The organism is Streptomyces sp. NPDC107550, from assembly GCF_055639095.1.
The window spans coordinates 221,248-238,919 of the sequence record NZ_JBVKBC010000002.1 but is presented as its reverse complement, the minus strand read 5'-3'; the positions used below and the strand labels follow the sequence as shown (position 1 = coordinate 238,919).

Below are 17,672 nucleotides of genomic sequence, written 5' to 3'. Positions count from 1 at the left end.
TTTCTACAGAGAGGTGATCGCCGGGTAGGCGAGGGAGACAGGCGCGCCCGTGGCGTGGCTCTTGGTGACGCCGTTGCGGGCGCGGGTGACCGAGAAGGCTTGAACACCAGCGCCTGCGGCGGCCGACGGGCCGACGAGCCGCCCGCCCCACACGAAGTAGGCGGCGCCAGCGGGCGGGGTGCCGCCCTGGCGGGTTCGGCCCACGACGGAGACGGTCTCCGCCGGAGCGGTCGCGGTGTAAGAGAGGAACGTCCACCGGCCGGCGGGGATCGCCGTCTGCGGTCCCGAGGTGGTGCTGATCTGCGTGCCGGCCGCGCGGTACCAGTCGAACGACACCCGGAAGTCCGGCCAGTTGACGGCGGAATAGACCCAGAAGCCGTACGTGTACGTCTGGCCCGCAACGACGGTCGCGCGGGCGCTCATGGCCAGACTGTTGGAGGCCGCGCTGCCGGTGGGCGTGACCTTGATCGAGGTCTGGGCGCGCGGGTGTACTGCCTCGGTGGACAGGGCGACGGCGCCGGTCGCCTGCCCGACCCACCCCGCCACGCCTTGGTCGAGCCACGGGTTGGTGTTGAGTACCTGTCCGGCGACGGCGTCGACGCGGATGATCTCGCCGCCGACCGTGACGTCGAACGGCGTCTCGGCCGGGTCGGTCGTCCACTGCGGGCCCGCTGTCGTCCGCACAGCGAGCGTCGAGGCGGACGCGGTAGCCGCGCTCGCCAGCTCGGACCCGTCGGTGTCGGCCTTCCCGTACAGGGGGTGGTCGGCGCGGGCGGTCATCCACGGGCCGCCGGGCTCGCAGGTCAGCGTCACCTCCCACGAGCGGGGCAGCAGCGTGTCGGACATGCCCGTGACCATCAGGTCGACGGGCCCGTACGCGACCCACGGCGGGAGCCCGGTGATGCGGATGATGTCGCCCTCGCGGAGCGCGAGGACGCGCTCGATCAGGGCCGGGTGGCGGTGCAGGTTGACCGTCAGCGTCGGGTAGCGGGCTCCGTCGTACGTCCCCAGGTGCAGCCGCCACGGCGCGATGTACTCCAGCTGGAGGTCGTCCTGGACGTTGACCGTGACCGCCTCGTCGTACAGGCCGATCCCCGCCGGGGGCTCCTGTACGGACATGGGGCCCGTCTCCAGCGCCGCGCGCGCGGACGAGCCGCCCTCGCGCGAGACAGTGATGTCGTTACGGGCGGAGTTGCTGTCGTCGGTGGGTCGCAGCGAGCCCGCGACGATCTGCCCGTAGGCGAGGACGAGCGCGGGTTCCTGGGTGTAGAGCGCGGACCGGTCCCGGTAGACCAGGCCGGGCCGCGTGCGGTCCTCGATGAGGATGCCGCCGTCTGCCTCCGCCGCCTCGGCGAGCAGCGACAGGAGGGTGTCCGGGCGCTGCGGGCCGACGCGCTGCGGGTCGAGCGGTCCCGCGATCCGGCCGATCGGGAAATTCTCTTCGCCCGCGAGGCGGAGCATGCGCTGCCACGCCGTCTCGCCCGCGTACCCGGCATCGGAGCCCGTGTACAGGGGGTTGGCGGCGGTGGGGAGTACGGCGAGGTGGCCGATGCCCCACCCGGCCATGGCATCCGTCCACGTGCCGGTGACGGCGGTGACGTGTCCGGCCCGGCCCGTGTACGTGCCGCCGTAGCCGCCGGCGTCGCCGCCCACGTCCTGGAAGTCGAGGCGCCAGTCGACCTTGCCGCCGCCAGCGTCCCGGGCCCACAGCCGCAGCCGCACCCAGCCGTGGAACACGTCGGCGCCGACGGCGATAGACATGAAGATCATGTCGTCGCCGGCCGAGTTGTACCCGGCGATCCGCACGTTGCTCGCGCGCATGCTGATCACCCACCGGCGGATGGTGCCCGTGGTAGAGACGCCGATCAGCTCGTGGTGCGGGCCGTTCGGCAGCGGCGCCTTGTCGTCGGCGTTGTACACGAACTCGACCTGCCACTGCCCGTCGGGGGCGGCGGGCGGGATCGCGGAGAGCTGCGACCCGGCGCCGATGATCTTCGGGAGTGGCTTCGAGGACGGGAGGCTGTCGAGGGCGGCCCAGTCCACGCGGGTCAGCGACGCCGCGCGCACCCCGCGGATCGGGGAGTAGGCGCGGGTCGCGGACCGGTCCTCCTCCATGGGCCAGTACGCGACCGGGTTCCCGGACGGGACGCGGCGCCGCAGCGTGCTGTCGAGCGCCTTGACGCCCTGCCCGTACCGGCGCAGCAGGCTCGCGGCCTCCACGGTCGTCCACACCAGCGCGCCGGACGGTGACCACTCCTGCGGCCACTCGGCGATCTCCCCGACGAACAGTTCGCGGCGGTCCGCGACGGCGGCCGTGCCCGCGTAGGACCAGGCGCGCCCCGCCGCGTCCGTGAACGGCGCCGTGCCGGTCGGGCGGACGGTGAAATCCGGGGCTGCGGCGAGGGTGCCGCCGATACCGGAGCGCACTTCCGCGCGGTAAATCTTGCCCTCGACCGGGAGCCTCGGCGGCACGTTCGCCAGGTCGGGGGCGCCGATGGTGAGCGGCGAGGTGGTCACTGCGATCTGGATTGGGGCCGGCGGCGGCGATCCGCGATAGCCGCCGAACCGCGTCCAAGGGCCGGTGAGCGACGGCGCCCAGTAGAACACCACCTCCCACTCGCCCCGGCCGGCGTCCACGTCGAGCGTGGCCCGGAGTGCGGCGCGGGGCGGGAGCGGCGGCAGCGGGCGGCGGAGTGCCCATGGCGTGGTGCCGTCGCTGCTCCACAGCATGACGGCCTGTCCGTCCTGGAGACGGAGCGCGTACGAACGCTGCCCCTCGGCGCCCCACTTGCCGATGAGCTGCTGAGCCCCGGGCCGGTACCAGGACGCGGCCAGCTCGATCCGCAGGTCGAGGTCGCCGGTGATCGACACCGGCGCCGCGTGCGGAGTCGAGGCGACGCCTGTGGCCGACCCGTCGAGGTCGAGGTAGTGCTCGGCGCCGGGGAGCCAGATGCGAACCGGAGTGTTCCTCCCGATCAGCCCGTAGTACGGGCCCATCGGGTTGCGCGGGGAGAACCGGCCGTCGGCGTTGTCGATCTGGAGCGGGGTGCGGGCGTACTCCGCCATGGAACTGCGCGGGGCGAGGCCGCGCGTGATCCGGATCGGCGTGGACGTACGGACCCTGGACGTGATGTCCGTCCAGGCGCCCGCCTTCACCTCCACATGGAGCCCCAGCGGATCCTCGGGGAACGCCATGTCACCTCCCCAGGACGACTTGCACGTTGCCGCCCCTGTTCTCGATCGCGGGGCGCAGGATGGACAGCAGGAAATCGGCGGTCGGAGACCCGTCGCCGCGCAGCTCGACCACAGCGGGCCCGGACGCACGGCCGCCGGAAGATGCGCCGGCGACTGCGCCGCCGACGCTGGACGCCATCGCCGCCGACGGCGTCGGCACGTTGACGAGGGACTGCATGGTGCGGTCGAGGACGCCTACGTTGTCCTCGGCGCCCATAGCGATACCGGCGGGAATCCACTGGCCGACCTCGTCGGCGAGCACGCGCGAGGGGCTGTGGATTCCGAGGGCCTTGGCGATCGGCCCGGGGATCATGCTCTTGGCGAACGATATGAGCTGGTCGCGGAGCCAGCCGCCGCGCGAGCGGACACCGTTGAGCAGGCCGCGTACGAGGTCGACGCCCTTGTCGTACAGCAGATGCCCGAGCGAGCCGAGCCCGCTTTTGATCCGGCCGGGAAGCCCCCGCACCCACGTCAGGAACTCGGCGCCCTTGCGAACCGAGCCGTCCCGGAACCGCTGCCACGCCGTGGCCGCGACCGTGGCGAGGACGACGCCGAGCAGCGCCAGCGCGCGCACCGTACGACCGGGCAGGGCGCCCACGTAGGCGATGAACGCGCCGAACGCGCCGCCGACAGGGCCCGCGATATAGCGGGACCACAGGGACCCGAACCAGATCGAGATGACCGCGCCGAACGCCGCGAGCTGACCGCCCACGCCCTCGACCAGGCCCCGCCCCAAGTTGACGAGGATCATGCCGACAGCGGCGACGAGCGCCCCGGCGACGAGCAGCGGAAGCGCCATCAATCCGAGGATGATCGCGCCCGCGACCAGGCTGACCTTGAACAGCTTGTCGGGGTTCGCGGCCATCCACGCGCCGATGGACTCACCGAGTCCCATGAGCCCCTGGACCGCCTGCGGGCCCAACGCCTTGACCCGCTCGACGAGCTTCGGCCCGAGGAGCCCGAAGAAGGAGAGCACACGGTCAAGCCCTTGCGCGCCACCCTGCCCGGCCTGCTCCCACAGCGAGCCGAACGCTTGCCCCACCAGGCTCTTGAACCCGGTGATCGCAGGGATCACGTAGGTGCCGAGGAAGTCGACGACTCCCTGCTGGATCCCCCGCTTGAACGCCTCGACCTTCGTACCCGCGTTATCGCGGAGCGCGTCCCCGAGCCCGTCAGCAGCCCCAGCGGTGTCGCCCATGCTCTTGGACGCCTTGCTGAGGTTCAGGGAGAACAGTGCGGCGCCCAGGTCCTCACCCGGACCGCCGAACAGGGCCGAGATGATCTGCTTGGCCTCCGCTGAGTCCGGCCCAAGCTTCTGGATCTTCTCCAGGATCTGGCCCATCGCCTTCTCGCCGCGCGCCCCGCCGGCCGCGACGTCGTCGGCGGTCTGCTGTGCGTTCAGGCCGAGTTGCTTCAGAGCGGTGACGCTGCCGGTGGACATGTCCGTCGCGCGGATGCCCAGCTCCTTGAAGGCGTCCGCGATCTTGTCGGTGTCCTTCGACCAGCCGCCCTGGATCGCCTGCCGGATCAGCCCCATCGCGGTCTGCCCCGAGATGCCGGCGCTCTTGAAGATCGGCCCGTACTCGATGAACGTCTCCATGACGTCCTCGGCGGCGATGCCGAGGCCGCGCGAGCCCTTGGTGAGGATGTCGAACGCCTCTTTGCCGTCCTTGGCGAGGCCGTTGCGCACCATCGACCCGGCCGCCTGCGCGGCCTGCCCGACGTCGACCTCCATGATGTTGGCGAGGTCAGCGGCGTTCGTCGCAATGGACTTGATCTGCGCGTTCGTCGCCTTCGGCGGGATCAGGCCGGAGGAAGCGACGGCCTTGATCGCGTCGGCTGCGCCCTGAAAATCTTCCGTGACGGCGTCCGCGAACATCCGGCCTGCGATGTGGCCGTACCGCTGCATCTCCGGGCCGGTGGAGCCCAGTTGCGCGCCGAGGCGCCCCACGATGCGGGACTGGTCCATCGCGTCGGACATGCCCTGCATGAGCATCGCGCCGGCCGCCGCGCCCACCGAGGCGAGCGCCAGCTTGCTTGCGAGGCCCTCGCGGATGTTGCCGGCCAGCTCGCCCACCCCGGCGGAAGCGCGCCCGCGCATCCGCTGCATGAACGACTGGCCGCCCTCGTCGCCCGCGTCCCCGGCGGCGTCCCCGACACTGCGCGAGGTCTGCCGGACACCGGTAGCAAGGTCTTCCCCTGCCTGCCGACCGGCGCGGTTGAAGTGACCGGGCAGGTCACGGAGTCGGCTGTCGACGCCGCGCGTGACGCCGTCGCCGAGCTGCTGCCCGGCATCCTGTCCGGCGCGTTCGGCGTCCGAGCCCATCTGGTCGCCTGCGCGCTGCATCTGGCGTTCGGCGTCGCGCAGCCCGTCGGCGACCCCGGAGGCGTCGAGGGTGATGGTTCCGGTGAGTTCGCCGACGTTGAGCGCCACGGGCTACCTCCTTCGGGGTGGTGGTTCTGGAGGTGCGAAGTGGCGCGCGATGCGGCTGTCTGCGCTGAGCAGGCCGTGCAGGCGGATCAGGAACCAGCGCCACGAGCGGGTGCGCATGACGCCGGAGGAGAGGTCGAGGCCGTACACCTCCTGCATGTCGGCCTCGACGAGCGCCCACTCGTTCAGCAGGGCCTCGCGGGTTACCTGCGCCGACCCTTGCCGCCGCGTCGGCTGGAGCCCGCCCTCGTACCACTCGTAGAGCCCCGTGACCGGGTCGAACTCGCCGCAGCCGACTCCGAGGAGGCGCTGCTCTGCGACCGACGGGCCGCCCGGTTCGGGGCCAGGCGAGAAGGGTCGCCGCCCGTGGCCCAGTAGGCGGCGGCGTTGTCGCGGGTGGAGGTGATCCAGACGATGACGGTCATGGCGACGTGCCGGAAGTGGGCCCAGTCGACCAAGGGGAGGATCTCGTCGTAGGAGTCGCCCAGCGCGAGCCGGAACAGGTTCCGCTCCTCCTCGTCGTTGAGGATCTCGGTGTCGGCCGGGGTCCCGCTCATGGCCATGCGCGCGGCCAGGGTCGTGATCCGGTCGACGCGCATCCCGTCTTCGGCGGGCGGCGACATGATGCGGAACGTGCGGGTGTTGCCGTCGGCGCACTTCACCGGCAGTTCGAGCCAGTCGTCGAGGAAGTCGCCGAGGGCCTCGAAGGTCGCTGCCATCAGACCCCCGGGGTGTCGATCATGAGCATGGGGCCGTCGCCGGTGACGGTGATCTCCGGCTGGTCCAGGTCGGTGTGCTCGCCGCCGGAGTTCTCCCACTTCACGATGCCGATGCCCTCGTACGCCTCGGGCAGCCCGTTGCGGTCGAACCAGCGCAGGTGCACACGGGAGGTGGAGCCCCAGCCGAACGCGGCAGCGCGGAGCTTCTCGTGGGTGGGGTGGAACACCTTGAGCTGGTCGTTGATCTTGCGGTTGAGAGTGACGGACAGCTCCCACTCCTGCGCGGTCTTCTCGTTGCCGTTCCAACCGCCCGACTCGTAGTCCGAGCTGTCCTCGATGTTCGGGTCCGGCATCGGAGGGGTGAACTCCTTGACACCGAAGATCGTCTGCCAGTCCGAGCCGTCCATCGCGGCGGACATGTCGATCTGAATGCGCCACCGCCGGACGAGCGCGGTCTGCGGCGTGGGAGTGGTCATGGTGCTCCTAGTCCTCCAGGTGCGGGCCGGGCCGAGTGGTCCGGAAGTAGAAGTTGCTGGTCAGTTCCATGCGGCCGTGCGTGTCCTGTCCGATCCACGCCTGCGACTGCCGCCACGACAGCGCCACGTGGACCCCGCCGGCGGAGTAGTGCTCCCGCTCGTGCAGCACGCCGAACACGCTGTCGGCGAGGTCGTCGACCGCGTCCGGGTCGGTGCCCGCGCGCATGCGGATCTGGACGCCGGTGATCGTGTCGGTGGTCTGGGTGTCCTGGACCGGGTAGGCGGTGAGGCCGAGCGCACGGTCCGGGCTGGCCGGCATGGGGCCGCGGTAGATGCCGGTGTCCGGGTCCTCGATCACGTCCTCGGGGCGGAACAGGCCGACGCCCTCCGCCTCCAGCAGCGCGGCGATCCCGTCGAGGAGGCGGCTGGTGTAGCCGGTCACCGCAGCGACCGGCGGATCTGAGCGGCGATGATGGCGGCGACCTGCGCGCTGTTCTCGTTGAGCGGCTGCTCCAGGTACTTGGCCTGCCGTCCGGGCGCGTGCCTGTAATCCATCTCCTCGTGCTGGCGGACGGCGTACGGGCCGTCGTAGGAGACGGCGGCGGTGAGCGACGCCTCGTCTACGGAGGCGGTGCCGGTGCGCTGGAGTTCGCCCTCGTCGAGGGGGACGACGCTGGTGGACTCGGACAGGACGTGCTCGGCGGCGAGGAGCAGGCCCCGCCCGGCGCCCTGGTGGATGGCGCGCTGCGCGGGAGCCCCGTTGAAGCGGAGCCGGAAGGACCGGGCCATGGCGACCTCCTATTCGAGTTGGATCTCGACGTGGTCCGGGGTGCGCAGGCCCGCGCCGTCGCGCCGCTTCGCCTGGATGACCTTGGTGGTCTGGCCGCCCGCCGTGGTCACGCGGGACAGCGGCGGCGCGTTGATGCCGGGCGCCGTGTAGGCGGTGGAGCCGGAGGTGACGGTGTCGCCGCTCGGAGAGCGGACGGCGCGGGTCTGCTCGTCGAGGAAGCACCTCACGCTCACGGGCGGCCCGTAGATGGGCCCTTTGGAGCCCTGCCCCTTGTACGGCTCGATCGTGATCGTGTGGACGAGGAGCCAGCCGGGGATGCGGGCCATCACCAGCCCCCGCTCATCACGCCGAGCCGGAACCGGTCGGCAGGAAGCGCGGCGAGCGCCCGCACGAGCTTGGGCGCGTAGTACGACGGGCTGCTGCGGTTGTCGCCCGCACCGAACTGGAGGTTCAGGGACCCGAGGGTGACGCCCTGGAGCGGGCCGGAGATATCGGTCTCCTCGCCGACCTCGCCCCAGAACTCGACCTGAGCGCACACCGCTTCGGCGAACGCGTCGGCGACGAGCGGATCGGACGGCATGCCGTCGGCGTCCGTGTCGTAGAACGCCGCGAGCAGGAAGTCCGAGTCCAGGAGCCGCGTCGCCTGCCGCAGCAGGCGGGCGGCGTCGACCGGCGGGGCCGCGCCGAGGTACTCCGCAAGCTGAGTCGTCGTCGCGTACGAACGGCCGCCCGCTTCCGGCGCCGGCGCGACCGCCACCTGCTGGTACTCGGTGGTCGCGCCGGTCCCGGCCACGGTCCAGGCGAGCAGCCACACCCCCGCGGCCGTGTAGGTGACCGGCGCTGTCCACGTCGCGCCGCCGTCCGCCGTGGTCACGGCCGGGTGGGTGACCGTGCCGTCCGGGGCCGTGACCATGAGCGCCACGGTGGTGCTGGTGTCATGCGGGTGCACGGCCAGCGACGCCGTCACGCTCTCTCCGACGACAGCCATACCCGCCTCCCCTCTGCCTGAGATACGGAACGGCCCGCCGGGGCCCGTCGGGATGGCTGGCTATGCGGACGCGCCGACGATGCAGACGTCGTACGTGACGGTGGACCCGGACCCAGAGTTGGCGATCTTGAGAATGTCGCCGGTGCCCGACGTCACCGCGTAGCCGGTGTCGGCGTCACCCGCGACCGCGCCCACGCCCGCGCCCGGTCGCAGGGTGAGCGTGCCCGTCGCGTTCAGGAGCGCGGTCCACGCGTTCGACGCGGCGCCGCCGACGACCACGCTGTTCGTGTTCGCCGCCGACGCCGTGATGAACAGGCCCTTCACCCGGGCGAACGTGACCGTCGCGCCGAACGCATCCGTGAGGACCCCAGCGAGGTCGAGATCCTCCGACGCCGACGCGGCCAGCGTGCGCCGCGCCTGATAGACGCGGTCCGCCTTGCCGACGCCGGTCCCGGACGCGAGCGTGACCGACCGGGAGAGCATGGCCGGCACGCGGCCCGTACCGAGGCCGGACGCCTGAGACAGCTCCGTGTAGGCGCCCAGGGACAGGGTGCTGGTCAGCGGCATCAGAGGTCACCCCCGTACCGCTCGACGAGCTGCTCCTTGGTGAGGCCGTCGATCGCGGCCTCCTCGTCGGAGTCCTGCGCCTGCGAGCGCGCGTACGCCTGCCAGTCGGCCTTGGACGCCGCCTTGGCGGGACGCTCGGCGGCCGGGGACGACGGCGCCGGCCCGTCGTCCAGGCGCTCCCAGTTCGCCAGGTACTCCAGCCGCGAGTTGGGCTTCTCGTACTCGACGACGTCGCCCGTGTTCGCGTTGCGGTAGCGGATCATGCGTTGGCCCCCTTCAGGAGGACCGCGCGCTTCGCGTCGAGGGTCTTCGTGCCGTAGAGGCAGTCGACCGACACGACGGTCTGCTTGTACTTGATGTCGTAGTCGTAGACGACGCGGAGGCCGAAGCCCTTGTAGTCCATGATCGCGGCGTCCTGTGCGCCCGGCGGAACCTCCAGCGGGCGCGTGACCAGCGCGAACGCCGTCCGGTGGAACGCGACACCGACCTCGGTCGTCGGCTGTCCCGTCGTCGGGCTGCCGGAGGGCTGCTCGACGTGCTGCGTCCAGTACGGGTCGAAGCCGAACAGGCGCCGCCCGATGTACGCCTCGCGCAGGGCCTCCGTGCTGCCGGACTCGTTGACGAGCTTCAGGATGTCGGAGTCGAGCCAGTTCCCGTTGGTCGTCGGGCCGACGACCGCGCGGCGCTCGGTGGTCGGCACCAAGTTGAGGTTCAGGCGCGTGCCCGCGTCGATGAGAACCTCCGGGTCGGCGAGGGTCCGCCCGGCCGCAGTTCCGACCTCCTGCGTGATGTCGGAGCGCAGCGCGAGCAGGTCCCGGTCGATCTTCTGCGAGATCGCCTCCATGGCCGGGTCGAGGAGCTGCGTACCGAAGTCCTCGATCTCCAGGGCCAGCTGTTCCGTCGTGACGGTGAAGGAGACGTCGGCGAAGTGGTTCAGCTTGACGTCGACCGAGCCCTCGGTGGCGTTCTGCGGCGCGATGCCCGTGGCCCGGTTGAACTCGCCCGCGGTGAAGGTGGCGGGCTTGCGGACGGTGATGGTGTCGCCCTGGCGTCCGCTGAAGTCGGCGTCGAAGTCTCGGTGGACGAGCTGGGCCATGACGGTCGTCTCGTACAGGGTCGCCAGGGCGCGCTGCGCGATGACGGTGGGGTGGAGGAACGTGTTGGCCATGAGGGGCCCTCTCTACGTGATCAGCCAGCGCGCGACTTGCGCCGCGCTTCCCGCTGGGCGTCGATGCCGGTCGGCTTGGTGCGCTTCTCGCTGCTGCCGGAGAAGTCGCTCGATGTGCGCGCGGGCGCCTGGCTCGCGGTCTTCAACTTCGGGTTGTCGGTCACGGCCTGCTTGATCGCGGCGTTGACCTTCTTTGCGAACTCCTCGTCGCCCGGGTCGAGATCGGCGATCGAGCGGAGGAACGCCCGGGAGTCGGTGAGCGCATCAGGGTCGGCGCCGTGCTTCGACGCGCCCCGGTACACGGCCAGTTCGACCGCGGTCTCCCGGTGCGCCTGCTGCGTCCGCTCGATCTCCGCCGTGAGCTTCGCCGGGTCGGGTGCCTCGTCCTTCTCGTCCTTGATGAGGCCGAGCGCCCGGCCCATCTCCTGCACGAGCTGCGCCTTGGCCTCCTCGGCGGCGTTCTTCTTCGCCGTCGTGCGGGCCTTCGCCGCGTCCGCGTTCGCCTGCTTCAGCTCCTTGCGGAGCCGGGCCAGCTCTGCGGCCGGGTCCTCGTCGCTGTCCTTCTTCGCGGCTGGCTTCGGCTTGGGCTTGTCGTCCTTGCCCGCGCCGTCGTCCGTGCCGTCCTCGTCGCCGGTCCCGCCGGCGTCCTGGTCGGTGTCGTCCGTGCGGCTGTCACCGGCGTCGGCGTTGTCGGATCCGGAGTCGGTTCCGTCCCCGCCGTCGGCGTACAGGTACGGGTCGAAAGGGCCCGTGGCGTAGGGGTGGGCCCAGCCGGTGGCCTGGTGGCGGCGGCGGGCGAGGGTTCGCTTGTTCATGCGTGCACTCCTGGTGCGCGTCGGTGGTGAGGGCCCCGCGCCTGGCGGGGGTTGTGCGATCCGGCCCGCACCTGGCGGGCGGAAACCTTTGGGGTCAGCGAGCGACCGGCGCCTTCTGGCCGGGCTTGTCGATCTGCTCGCGGCGGCTCTTGCGGGGCAGGCCGGTGTCCTTCGTCAGCTCCCGGACGCGGGCCTGGTACACGCGGACCTTCGCGTTCGCCGCGCGCTTCGTGTCCTCGTCCAGGGCCACCGCCGCCTGCCGCTTCCACTTGCGGATCTGACGCTCCAGGTAGCGCTGCTTCTGCGAGTCCTCGTACGTGCCGCGTGACGCCTGCACCGCGGGGATCCGGGAGACGCCCGGCATGTACGCCGACACCGTGTGACGGCAGTTCGGATGCATCAGCCCCGCCGCCCGCGCCTCCGGCAACGAGCCGGCCACGCGCACGGTGACCTTCTCGCTGTCCTCGGTGGCGTGCTCGACCTGCACGTCCCGCGCCCCGGGCGCGCCCGTGCGGGCGAGGATCTTCCGCTCCCATGGCCGGCACAGCGGGCACTCCTCCGGCGACTGCGACACGAGCACCAGCTCGACACCGGCGGCTCCGAGCCGCTCGGAGTGCGCCTCGATCGCGGCCCGGCCCACGGTGGACCGCGTGGCCATCTCCACGTACGAGCGCAGGTCCCAGGCCCGGCCCGCCCTGTCCACGAACCCGGTCACACCCCGGTTGGCGAAGGCGGAGAGCGCCGACTGCGCGGCCTGACGGCGGGTTTGGCCGCCGAGCAGCGGCGCCGCAGCAGCACGGGCGACCACGTCGCGGTACACGTCCATCGTCTGCCGCAGCATCCGCACATGCACCGACCGTGTGTCGCCCACCAGGGCGGCGGCCAGACGGTCCACCGCGGGAGTGCCCGCAGGGATCGCGGGGACGGTTGGGGCGAGCGCACCCAGCTCGACGACGGCGGCCTGCGCGCCCCGCTCGTACGCTTCGGCGACGGCTGCGTGGATGACCCCGGCGGCGTCCGTCTGGAGCGCGGCGATCACGTCATCGATCGCGGCCTGCAACTGTCCGACCGCTGCCAGCTTCAACTGGACCCACACGGGGCTGTCGAGGCCCTCGGCGAGTGCCTGCCGGACCTTCTCCAGCAGCACGCCCTGAGCGGCCTCGTACAGGTCCGCGACGGCGGCGGCCAGGTCTTCAGCCATGGCCGGGGAAATGGGCACGACCCATCACCTCGCCCACGGCATAAGGCATACGGCCGGCCTGGATCGGGTCCTCGACCGCCATCCCGGACTCGCCCTGAATCCGTGCTACCTCCGCGGCCACCATGCGGTCGTCCCACTCGGGGTGGGCCATCCGTACCAGGGTGTCCGTCGAGGCCGCGTTCGCCCGCCGCAGCACGTCGGCCGTGTTGGCGAGGGACAGCGGGTCCTCTTGGACGGAGTCCTCGAACTCGATGCTCGGCCGCTGCGCCTTGACGCCGCCGCCGAACACCGCCGCGTCGACCGCGAGGAGCGCCTCTACCGCGTGAGCCAGTGCCGGGCGCCAGCGCAGGATCTTCCGGCCGCGCGTCGTCATCGAACGGCGCTCCTTGGCGATGGTCTCCGTGGCTGTGACGGCGATGTCGCCGCCGAGCCCGAACGTCTGCCCCGAGTAGCCGGCGGAGCGGAGGATTTGGTTCACGAGATCCTCGGCCGTGTCCCGATGCTCCTGCACCCGGATGGCGAACTGCGCCACCGTGAGCTGCGACCCGCTGTCACCGCGGGCCAGCATCTCCAGCCCGGCGAACGCCTCCTGGTCCGGGTTCCACGAGGCCCCGCGGCCGGGGCCGTTCGACTGGAGGTAGGCGTTGGGGACGAGGATGCGGCCCTTGCCGAGCCGGATGTCGTGCATCCACGAGGAGTACGTCTCGTCGAGCGCGTCCATCAGCGGCTCGACGCCGTCGAGGTCGGAGCGCCCGAGGTCCGCCAGGCGCGGCCGGCAACGCCAGCGGCGGGACGCCTGGTTGGGGATGTAGGACACGTCGAGGAGGCGGTAGCCGGTTGCGGTGGCGCCGTCCTCGTTGACGATCTCGGCGAGCCCTTCGGTGGCCGGGCTTTCCTCCAGCGGTACCGGGTGGCCGAGCTTCTCTCGGGTGCCCTGGTAGAGGCCGTGGAAGATGACGCCCGGCTCGTGGCGCTCCAGGTGCCGCCACACCTGGCCGTCGTCCTCGCCGACCACACGCCAGAACGTCACTGCGGACAGGCGGCCCCAGGTGAATTCGGGGACGGCGCGGTCGGCGTGCTCGGCGACGATCCAAGGCCGGTCGGCGACGTCGAGGTCGTAGACGGGCCGCAGGTAGACGCCCCCGAGCGCGGCGCCGACCTCGGCGGCGGTCTGGAGAGTGGCGAGCATGCCGTCATCGGCCAGCTCGTCGAGCCGGGCCTGCGTCGCGGTGTCGTCCACGGACAGCTTCGGCGGCTCGGAGAACAGAAGATCGGCCGAGCCGCCGCACAGGTCGCCCGCGATCGGCACATGCAGCTTCGTGCGCCGCTCGCCCGGGCCGGTCGGGGTGCCCCACCACCAGCGGGCGATCCGACCGACGACGCCGCCGGAGTACTGCATGCGCTTGGGGTCGGGGCCGCCGCCGGTGCTACCGCCGTAGAGCTGCTCCAGACGGTCGGGGTCGCCGGACCACCAGGAGTCCCAGGTGTGCATGGCGTCGAGGGCGGGGGCGAGGTGTGGGGGCGGCCAGGCGATGTCACCCGTGGGCAGCGGCATCCGGCACCTCCTCGGTGAGCTGGCTCTCCAGGTAGTCCGCGGACTCGCGGAGGAACGCGACGAGTTGGCGCCGCACGTCCTCTTCCCGGACGGTGTCGCCGGTGACGGGGACCCTGAGGTGGCCCCAGCATGCTTCGGTGCTGCCGGCGCGGACGTGCACGGGCATGCTGACCTCTGCTGCCATCACACCCCCTCCCGTTCCATGAGTAGGTGCGCCATGCCGAGCCATGAGGCGGCGAGGTCGTCGAGCCGTTCCATCAGGGCGAGGTTCGATTCGGTCTCCGCCCACCGCAGGAGCCGGGCCGCGTTCTCGATTGCCGCGTCCGGGGTGATCTGTTCCGGCACGCTCGGTTGCTCGCTCACGCGGCCACCTCCAGACGGGTCGGCAGGTACGGCCGCCACAGGGCCTCGGTTGTACGCACCCCGTACCGCAGGGCGTCACACGAGTGATCGTTCTCCTTGATGGGCTTGTCCTCGCCCTTCTCCGCCGCGGCGTCGTCCCACGAGTAGCCGGGCATCTCGTCGATGAGGCCCTGGGCCGACTCGTGGATGGCGAGGTCGCCGGTCGACAGCAACGACGACACCGTCCGGATGCCGTCCAGCACCGAGTTGTCGGCCGCGGTCACGCCGGTCACGCCGTCGCGGTGCAGCTGCTCGATGTACGACGACGCGGACGGGTCCACGACCGTCCACTCCGGGACCACGCCGACGACGTTCGTGTCCGGCTGCGGCACCCGCGCCAGCCACGCGCGCCGAGCCTGGCTGTACTCGGCGTCGGTCATCTGCCGCTTCGCGCGCCGGGAGTCGTGCCGGTACTCCGACACGACGTAGATCCGGTTGCGCTGCGTCTGCGGGTCCCGGCCGATCCCGAACAGGAGGTCGGCGTACGGGTTGACGGTGCCGTAGTCGATCGCGTCGCACAGCCACCGATCGATGCGCGGCAGCGTCTTCACGACGTGCTGCTCCGCGTCGAACAACTCGTAGATCGCGCCTTCGGACTGCACCCAGTGGCCGAGGATGTACCTGCGGAACCACAGCCCCGTGAAGCTGCGCCGCATCCGCTCGCGGTAGTCGTCGTCGAGCGACGGGTTGTCGTCCATGACGAAGTGCCAGCGACGAATGCCGAGTTCGTCCGCCTTGTCGAGCCACTCCTTGCGGACCCAGTGGCCAGGGTTGTCAGGGTTCGTCGTCGCAAAAATCTTCGCCCCGGCCACCGACATACGGTCGACGAGGCGCTTGAAGAACTCCTGCGGGATCAGCGTCCACTCGTCGATGTACGCGCCCGCGCCGGTGAGGCCGCGCAGCCGCCCCTCCGCCTTCTTGTCGTTGGCCGTGATGACCTCGATCTGCCGGCCGAGGATCCAGGCGACGGATGCGCCGCGCGTGTACCGCACCGTCTTGGCGGCGGCGCCGAACAGGCTCGGGTCGGAAAGCGGGCCGAAGACGTTGCGGGCCACGGTGTCGAAGGTCTTGCCGATGACGACCAGCTCGCCGCCGCGCGGGGCCGTCTCGACGTACATCAGCCAGCGCAGCAGCGACGCGATCGTCTTGCCCGACCGAACGCTGCCCTCCCACACGTTCAGCCAGGCACTCGCGTGCGCGATCGACAGCTCCTGCTTGTCCGACAGCCCCGGGCTAGCCGTCCCCATGCCGGTCTCGCAGCTTGTCGTACAGCGACGTCAGCAGCGAGCCGACCTCCTCGTTCGCGTCGGTGTCCTGCGGCGGGACGAGCTTCAAGGACTTCTCGATCGCCACGTTCGCCGCGGCCATCAGGTTGCGCTTGTCGGCGGCTGGCGGCTCGTCCACGTTCTTCTCGCGGTAGACGTTGTCCTTGCCGCCGAAGCTGAAGATGGTGGCTGGCGACCACATGAGTTCGGTGAGCCGTTCGGCGTCGCCCTGGAGCGCCTCGGCGAGGACGGCGCGCCGCTCGGCGAGTTGGGCGACGCGGTGCCGGGTGGCCTCTTCGGTCATGGAGACGTCGAAGGCGAGGCCCTCCTCGGCGCAGATCAGGGACACGGTCCGCGGGGAGCGCCGGGTGATGCGGGCGATCTCGTTGCGGCCTTTGCCCTCGCTGTGGAGGCGGACGATCTCGGCGCGCTCCTCGGCGGCGACGAAACCTCCCTTGCTCACCTTGGGGCGGGTCATCGTGCACCTCCTCGGGGTACGCAAAAGCCCGGCCTCGAAGGGCCGGGCTAGGCGCTGTGAAGGGGGGTCAGACCTTGCAGAACCCGATCGCCTTCAGCGACTCGTTGATCTGCTTGCCCTGCGCCTCCGTCGTCGTGACGTCCTTGTACGTGAAGCGCTGCGACGCCGCCCAGTCCTGCCGTTTCCCGTTCCCGTTCAGGGATGAGCACTGGTTCCGGGCAGCGTCGACGGCCTTGTCTTCGTACTTGATGATCGTGGGGTTCGCCGCGGCGAGCACCTTGAGTAGCCTCTCGCGCGCCTTGCCGGTCGGCTCCGGCGGGATACCGGCTGCCTTCTCGGCGGCGCTCCAGTCCGGGCTGGGTTGGGACTTGCTCGGCTTGGGCTTGGCGTCGGTCGTGTTGTCGGCGGTGCAGCCGGTGAGTGCAAGTGCCGCCGTCGTGAGGATGGCAGCGGTGGCGGTGCGGGTGTTCAAGGTTCCCCCCCCAGGAGGATGTGCTGAGGGGGCATCATCCCCGATCTGGGGGGCGGTGGTGGGCGGCTGTGACTGACCTGTGATGGTCATCCGTTTTCGGGCACGCCAAATCTGCGGCCCAGTGTGCATGATCAGCTTGCGGAATTCAACACTGGCTGAATTTTGGCTATCGGCGGACGCGTCCACGGCGTGATGCGGAGGCATGGGGGCTGAGTGCTCCGCGCCGGAGCGCGTTGTCGAGGCCGGCACTTCTTCGCGGGCAGGGGCCGCTTTTCTCCGAATCTGAAAAGCGGCAGGTCAGACAAGGTTTACCCGTGCCTGGCCAACACGGTTGTATCGCCCAGGAGTTGCGATTGTGGCTACTACCGCCGGTGCCAGTACGATGAGCGCCGTTCCACCAGTTCTTCCCCTCAGGTCCCGTCACTCGGCGGATCTGTTCGCCTGGAGTGGCGGGTGCACCCGCCCGTCAGGGCACCGCCGGAAGAACTGGAGGAACAGCAGGTGGACGACGAGAGAGAGCAGGAGCCGCGCAGCCCTCGGACCCGCCACGACATGTGGCAGAGGGGGGTCGACATCGCAACGCTGCTGCTGATGCTTGCCGCCATTGTGTGGCCGAACGTTAGGTAATGGCCTCACGCACGACCCCGGCGCGACCGGTCGCTGACAAGCAGCGAGCCCGGTCGATAGATGGGCGACCGGGCTCGTGAACTGCGACGAGGGCCTGACCTGGGTTGCCGCCCGGGTTGGGCCCTTTTGTCGTCCCGTACGAATGTCAACTCGCAGGGCCGCATCGTCCGAATGTCAACCGCCACCTTAGCGCACTAGGGAGTGCGCGCCGACAGGCCGATGGGGTGAACCGACGCAGTCAGATTGGGATGTGCGCGGGACCCGGCACACGCAACGCGGCGGGGCCCGGTGCTCTCAGCGGGCGGTGATCTCCTCGGGATGGACGCCGATCAGGGAGCCGTCGCGGTCGTCCTGAATCTGCACGATCTCCGTGCCCGCGACGGTGGCGGTGGTGATGACGACGCCGGTCTCGCCGCCCTGGTGGCGGGTCGGCGGGATGGGGTCGGTGACGGTGATCTGGGCGCCGGGCCGGAAGCGGGGCATG

General features: G+C 70.9%; 21 protein-coding genes. All 21 read right to left on the bottom strand.

Features of this window, described 5'->3' with window-relative positions; translation table 11 throughout:
• Positions 1 to 3: 3 nt before the first annotated feature.
• The 21 genes from ACZ7LY_RS04100 to ACZ7LY_RS04000 all read right to left on the bottom strand — a co-directional run bounded on the left by ACZ7LY_RS04100 (position 4) and on the right by ACZ7LY_RS04000 (position 17,671).
• Complete coding sequence (locus ACZ7LY_RS04100; protein WP_471622936.1) at positions 4 to 3,195, bottom strand: carbohydrate binding domain-containing protein; 3,192 nt, start codon at positions 3,193 to 3,195, stop codon at positions 4 to 6.
• A 1-nt stretch (position 3,196) separates the two neighbouring features.
• A complete protein-coding gene (locus ACZ7LY_RS04095) occupies positions 3,197 to 5,668 on the bottom strand; it encodes a phage tail tape measure protein (RefSeq protein ID WP_471622935.1) in 2,472 nt (823 codons plus the stop codon).
• 3 nt (positions 5,669 to 5,671) lie between these two features.
• Positions 5,672 to 5,824, bottom strand: a complete 153-nt coding sequence (locus ACZ7LY_RS04090) for a hypothetical protein (protein WP_471622934.1) — start codon at positions 5,822 to 5,824, stop codon at positions 5,672 to 5,674.
• A gap of 44 nt (positions 5,825 to 5,868) precedes the next feature.
• A complete protein-coding gene (locus ACZ7LY_RS04085) occupies positions 5,869 to 6,384 on the bottom strand; it encodes a DUF7426 family protein (RefSeq protein ID WP_471622933.1) in 516 nt (171 codons plus the stop codon).
• Positions 6,384 to 6,860, bottom strand: a complete 477-nt coding sequence (locus ACZ7LY_RS04080) for a phage tail tube protein (protein WP_471622932.1) — start codon at positions 6,858 to 6,860, stop codon at positions 6,384 to 6,386. The genes ACZ7LY_RS04085 and ACZ7LY_RS04080 overlap by 1 nt, the downstream gene beginning before the upstream one ends.
• 7 nt (positions 6,861 to 6,867) lie before the next feature.
• On the bottom strand, positions 6,868 to 7,302 hold the full coding sequence (locus tag ACZ7LY_RS04075) for a minor capsid protein (RefSeq protein WP_471622931.1): 435 nt from the start codon (positions 7,300 to 7,302) through the stop codon (positions 6,868 to 6,870).
• A complete protein-coding gene (locus tag ACZ7LY_RS04070) occupies positions 7,299 to 7,649 on the bottom strand; it encodes a hypothetical protein (protein WP_471622930.1) in 351 nt (116 codons plus the stop codon). The genes ACZ7LY_RS04075 and ACZ7LY_RS04070 overlap by 4 nt, the downstream gene beginning before the upstream one ends.
• Before the next feature lie 9 nt (positions 7,650 to 7,658).
• Positions 7,659 to 7,976, bottom strand: coding sequence for a hypothetical protein (locus ACZ7LY_RS04065; protein WP_471622929.1), 318 nt, complete (start codon positions 7,974 to 7,976; stop codon positions 7,659 to 7,661).
• The gene (locus tag ACZ7LY_RS04060; protein ID WP_471622928.1) at positions 7,976 to 8,638 is read right to left on the bottom strand and encodes a hypothetical protein; all 663 of its coding nucleotides are present in this window, start codon (positions 8,636 to 8,638) and stop codon (positions 7,976 to 7,978) included. The genes ACZ7LY_RS04065 and ACZ7LY_RS04060 overlap by 1 nt, the downstream gene beginning before the upstream one ends.
• 60 nt (positions 8,639 to 8,698) lie before the next feature.
• Positions 8,699 to 9,205, bottom strand: coding sequence for a hypothetical protein (locus tag ACZ7LY_RS04055; protein ID WP_471622927.1), 507 nt, complete (start codon positions 9,203 to 9,205; stop codon positions 8,699 to 8,701).
• Positions 9,205 to 9,468, bottom strand: a complete 264-nt coding sequence (locus ACZ7LY_RS04050; protein ID WP_471622926.1) for a hypothetical protein — start codon at positions 9,466 to 9,468, stop codon at positions 9,205 to 9,207. The genes ACZ7LY_RS04055 and ACZ7LY_RS04050 overlap by 1 nt, the downstream gene beginning before the upstream one ends.
• Positions 9,465 to 10,373, bottom strand: a complete 909-nt coding sequence (locus ACZ7LY_RS04045) for a major capsid protein (RefSeq protein ID WP_471622925.1) — start codon at positions 10,371 to 10,373, stop codon at positions 9,465 to 9,467. The genes ACZ7LY_RS04050 and ACZ7LY_RS04045 overlap by 4 nt, the downstream gene beginning before the upstream one ends.
• Positions 10,374 to 10,393: 20 nt before the next feature.
• Positions 10,394 to 11,188 (bottom strand): hypothetical protein, encoded by a 795-nt coding sequence (locus tag ACZ7LY_RS04040; RefSeq protein WP_471622924.1) that lies wholly within the window; start codon positions 11,186 to 11,188, stop codon positions 10,394 to 10,396.
• A 94-nt stretch (positions 11,189 to 11,282) separates the two neighbouring features.
• Positions 11,283 to 12,389 carry a phage minor capsid protein gene (locus ACZ7LY_RS04035; RefSeq protein ID WP_471622923.1) on the bottom strand — a complete coding sequence of 369 codons (1,107 nt, stop codon included), beginning with the start codon at positions 12,387 to 12,389 and terminating at the stop codon, positions 11,283 to 11,285.
• A complete protein-coding gene (locus tag ACZ7LY_RS04030) occupies positions 12,382 to 13,944 on the bottom strand; it encodes a phage portal protein (RefSeq protein ID WP_471622922.1) in 1,563 nt (520 codons plus the stop codon). The genes ACZ7LY_RS04035 and ACZ7LY_RS04030 overlap by 8 nt, the downstream gene beginning before the upstream one ends.
• Positions 13,925 to 14,128 carry a hypothetical protein gene (locus tag ACZ7LY_RS04025; RefSeq protein WP_471622921.1) on the bottom strand — a complete coding sequence of 68 codons (204 nt, stop codon included), beginning with the start codon at positions 14,126 to 14,128 and terminating at the stop codon, positions 13,925 to 13,927. Before ACZ7LY_RS04025 ends, ACZ7LY_RS04030 begins: the two co-directional genes overlap by 20 nt.
• The gene (locus ACZ7LY_RS04020; protein WP_471622920.1) at positions 14,128 to 14,307 is read right to left on the bottom strand and encodes a hypothetical protein; all 180 of its coding nucleotides are present in this window, start codon (positions 14,305 to 14,307) and stop codon (positions 14,128 to 14,130) included. Before ACZ7LY_RS04020 ends, ACZ7LY_RS04025 begins: the two co-directional genes overlap by 1 nt.
• Complete coding sequence (locus ACZ7LY_RS04015) at positions 14,304 to 15,593, bottom strand: PBSX family phage terminase large subunit (RefSeq protein WP_471622919.1); 1,290 nt, start codon at positions 15,591 to 15,593, stop codon at positions 14,304 to 14,306. Before ACZ7LY_RS04015 ends, ACZ7LY_RS04020 begins: the two co-directional genes overlap by 4 nt.
• Positions 15,580 to 16,089, bottom strand: coding sequence for a helix-turn-helix domain-containing protein (locus tag ACZ7LY_RS04010; protein WP_471622918.1), 510 nt, complete (start codon positions 16,087 to 16,089; stop codon positions 15,580 to 15,582). Before ACZ7LY_RS04010 ends, ACZ7LY_RS04015 begins: the two co-directional genes overlap by 14 nt.
• Before the next feature lie 67 nt (positions 16,090 to 16,156).
• Positions 16,157 to 16,561, bottom strand: a complete 405-nt coding sequence (locus tag ACZ7LY_RS04005) for a hypothetical protein (RefSeq protein ID WP_471622917.1) — start codon at positions 16,559 to 16,561, stop codon at positions 16,157 to 16,159.
• Between the two features lie 921 nt (positions 16,562 to 17,482).
• A complete protein-coding gene (locus tag ACZ7LY_RS04000; RefSeq protein ID WP_471622916.1) occupies positions 17,483 to 17,671 on the bottom strand; it encodes a hypothetical protein in 189 nt (62 codons plus the stop codon).
• Between the last annotated feature and the right edge of the window lies 1 nt (position 17,672).

What these genes read in the sequence shown, in the direction of transcription:
- ACZ7LY_RS04000 (WP_471622916.1), bottom strand. Translation starts at nt 17,671, where the DNA reads ATGCCCCGCTTCCGGCCCGGCGCCCAGATCACCGTCACCGACCCCATC.
- ACZ7LY_RS04100 (WP_471622936.1), bottom strand. Translation starts at nt 3,195, where the DNA reads ATGGCGTTCCCCGAGGATCCGCTGGGGCTCCATGTGGAGGTGAAGGCG.
- ACZ7LY_RS04045 (WP_471622925.1), bottom strand. Translation starts at nt 10,373, where the DNA reads ATGGCCAACACGTTCCTCCACCCCACCGTCATCGCGCAGCGCGCCCTG.
- ACZ7LY_RS04080 (WP_471622932.1), bottom strand. Translation starts at nt 6,860, where the DNA reads ATGACCACTCCCACGCCGCAGACCGCGCTCGTCCGGCGGTGGCGCATT.
- ACZ7LY_RS04040 (WP_471622924.1), bottom strand. Translation starts at nt 11,188, where the DNA reads ATGAACAAGCGAACCCTCGCCCGCCGCCGCCACCAGGCCACCGGCTGG.
- ACZ7LY_RS04025 (WP_471622921.1), bottom strand. Translation starts at nt 14,128, where the DNA reads ATGGCAGCAGAGGTCAGCATGCCCGTGCACGTCCGCGCCGGCAGCACC.
- ACZ7LY_RS04090 (WP_471622934.1), bottom strand. Translation starts at nt 5,824, where the DNA reads ATGCAGGAGGTGTACGGCCTCGACCTCTCCTCCGGCGTCATGCGCACC.
- ACZ7LY_RS04055 (WP_471622927.1), bottom strand. Translation starts at nt 9,205, where the DNA reads ATGCCGCTGACCAGCACCCTGTCCCTGGGCGCCTACACGGAGCTGTCT.
- ACZ7LY_RS04030 (WP_471622922.1), bottom strand. Translation starts at nt 13,944, where the DNA reads ATGCCGCTGCCCACGGGTGACATCGCCTGGCCGCCCCCACACCTCGCC.
- ACZ7LY_RS04060 (WP_471622928.1), bottom strand. Translation starts at nt 8,638, where the DNA reads ATGGCTGTCGTCGGAGAGAGCGTGACGGCGTCGCTGGCCGTGCACCCG.
- ACZ7LY_RS04035 (WP_471622923.1), bottom strand. Translation starts at nt 12,389, where the DNA reads ATGGCTGAAGACCTGGCCGCCGCCGTCGCGGACCTGTACGAGGCCGCT.
- ACZ7LY_RS04070 (WP_471622930.1), bottom strand. Translation starts at nt 7,649, where the DNA reads ATGGCCCGGTCCTTCCGGCTCCGCTTCAACGGGGCTCCCGCGCAGCGC.
- ACZ7LY_RS04015 (WP_471622919.1), bottom strand. Translation starts at nt 15,593, where the DNA reads ATGGGGACGGCTAGCCCGGGGCTGTCGGACAAGCAGGAGCTGTCGATC.
- ACZ7LY_RS04065 (WP_471622929.1), bottom strand. Translation starts at nt 7,976, where the DNA reads ATGGCCCGCATCCCCGGCTGGCTCCTCGTCCACACGATCACGATCGAG.
- ACZ7LY_RS04085 (WP_471622933.1), bottom strand. Translation starts at nt 6,384, where the DNA reads ATGGCAGCGACCTTCGAGGCCCTCGGCGACTTCCTCGACGACTGGCTC.
- ACZ7LY_RS04050 (WP_471622926.1), bottom strand. Translation starts at nt 9,468, where the DNA reads ATGATCCGCTACCGCAACGCGAACACGGGCGACGTCGTCGAGTACGAG.
- ACZ7LY_RS04010 (WP_471622918.1), bottom strand. Translation starts at nt 16,089, where the DNA reads ATGACCCGCCCCAAGGTGAGCAAGGGAGGTTTCGTCGCCGCCGAGGAG.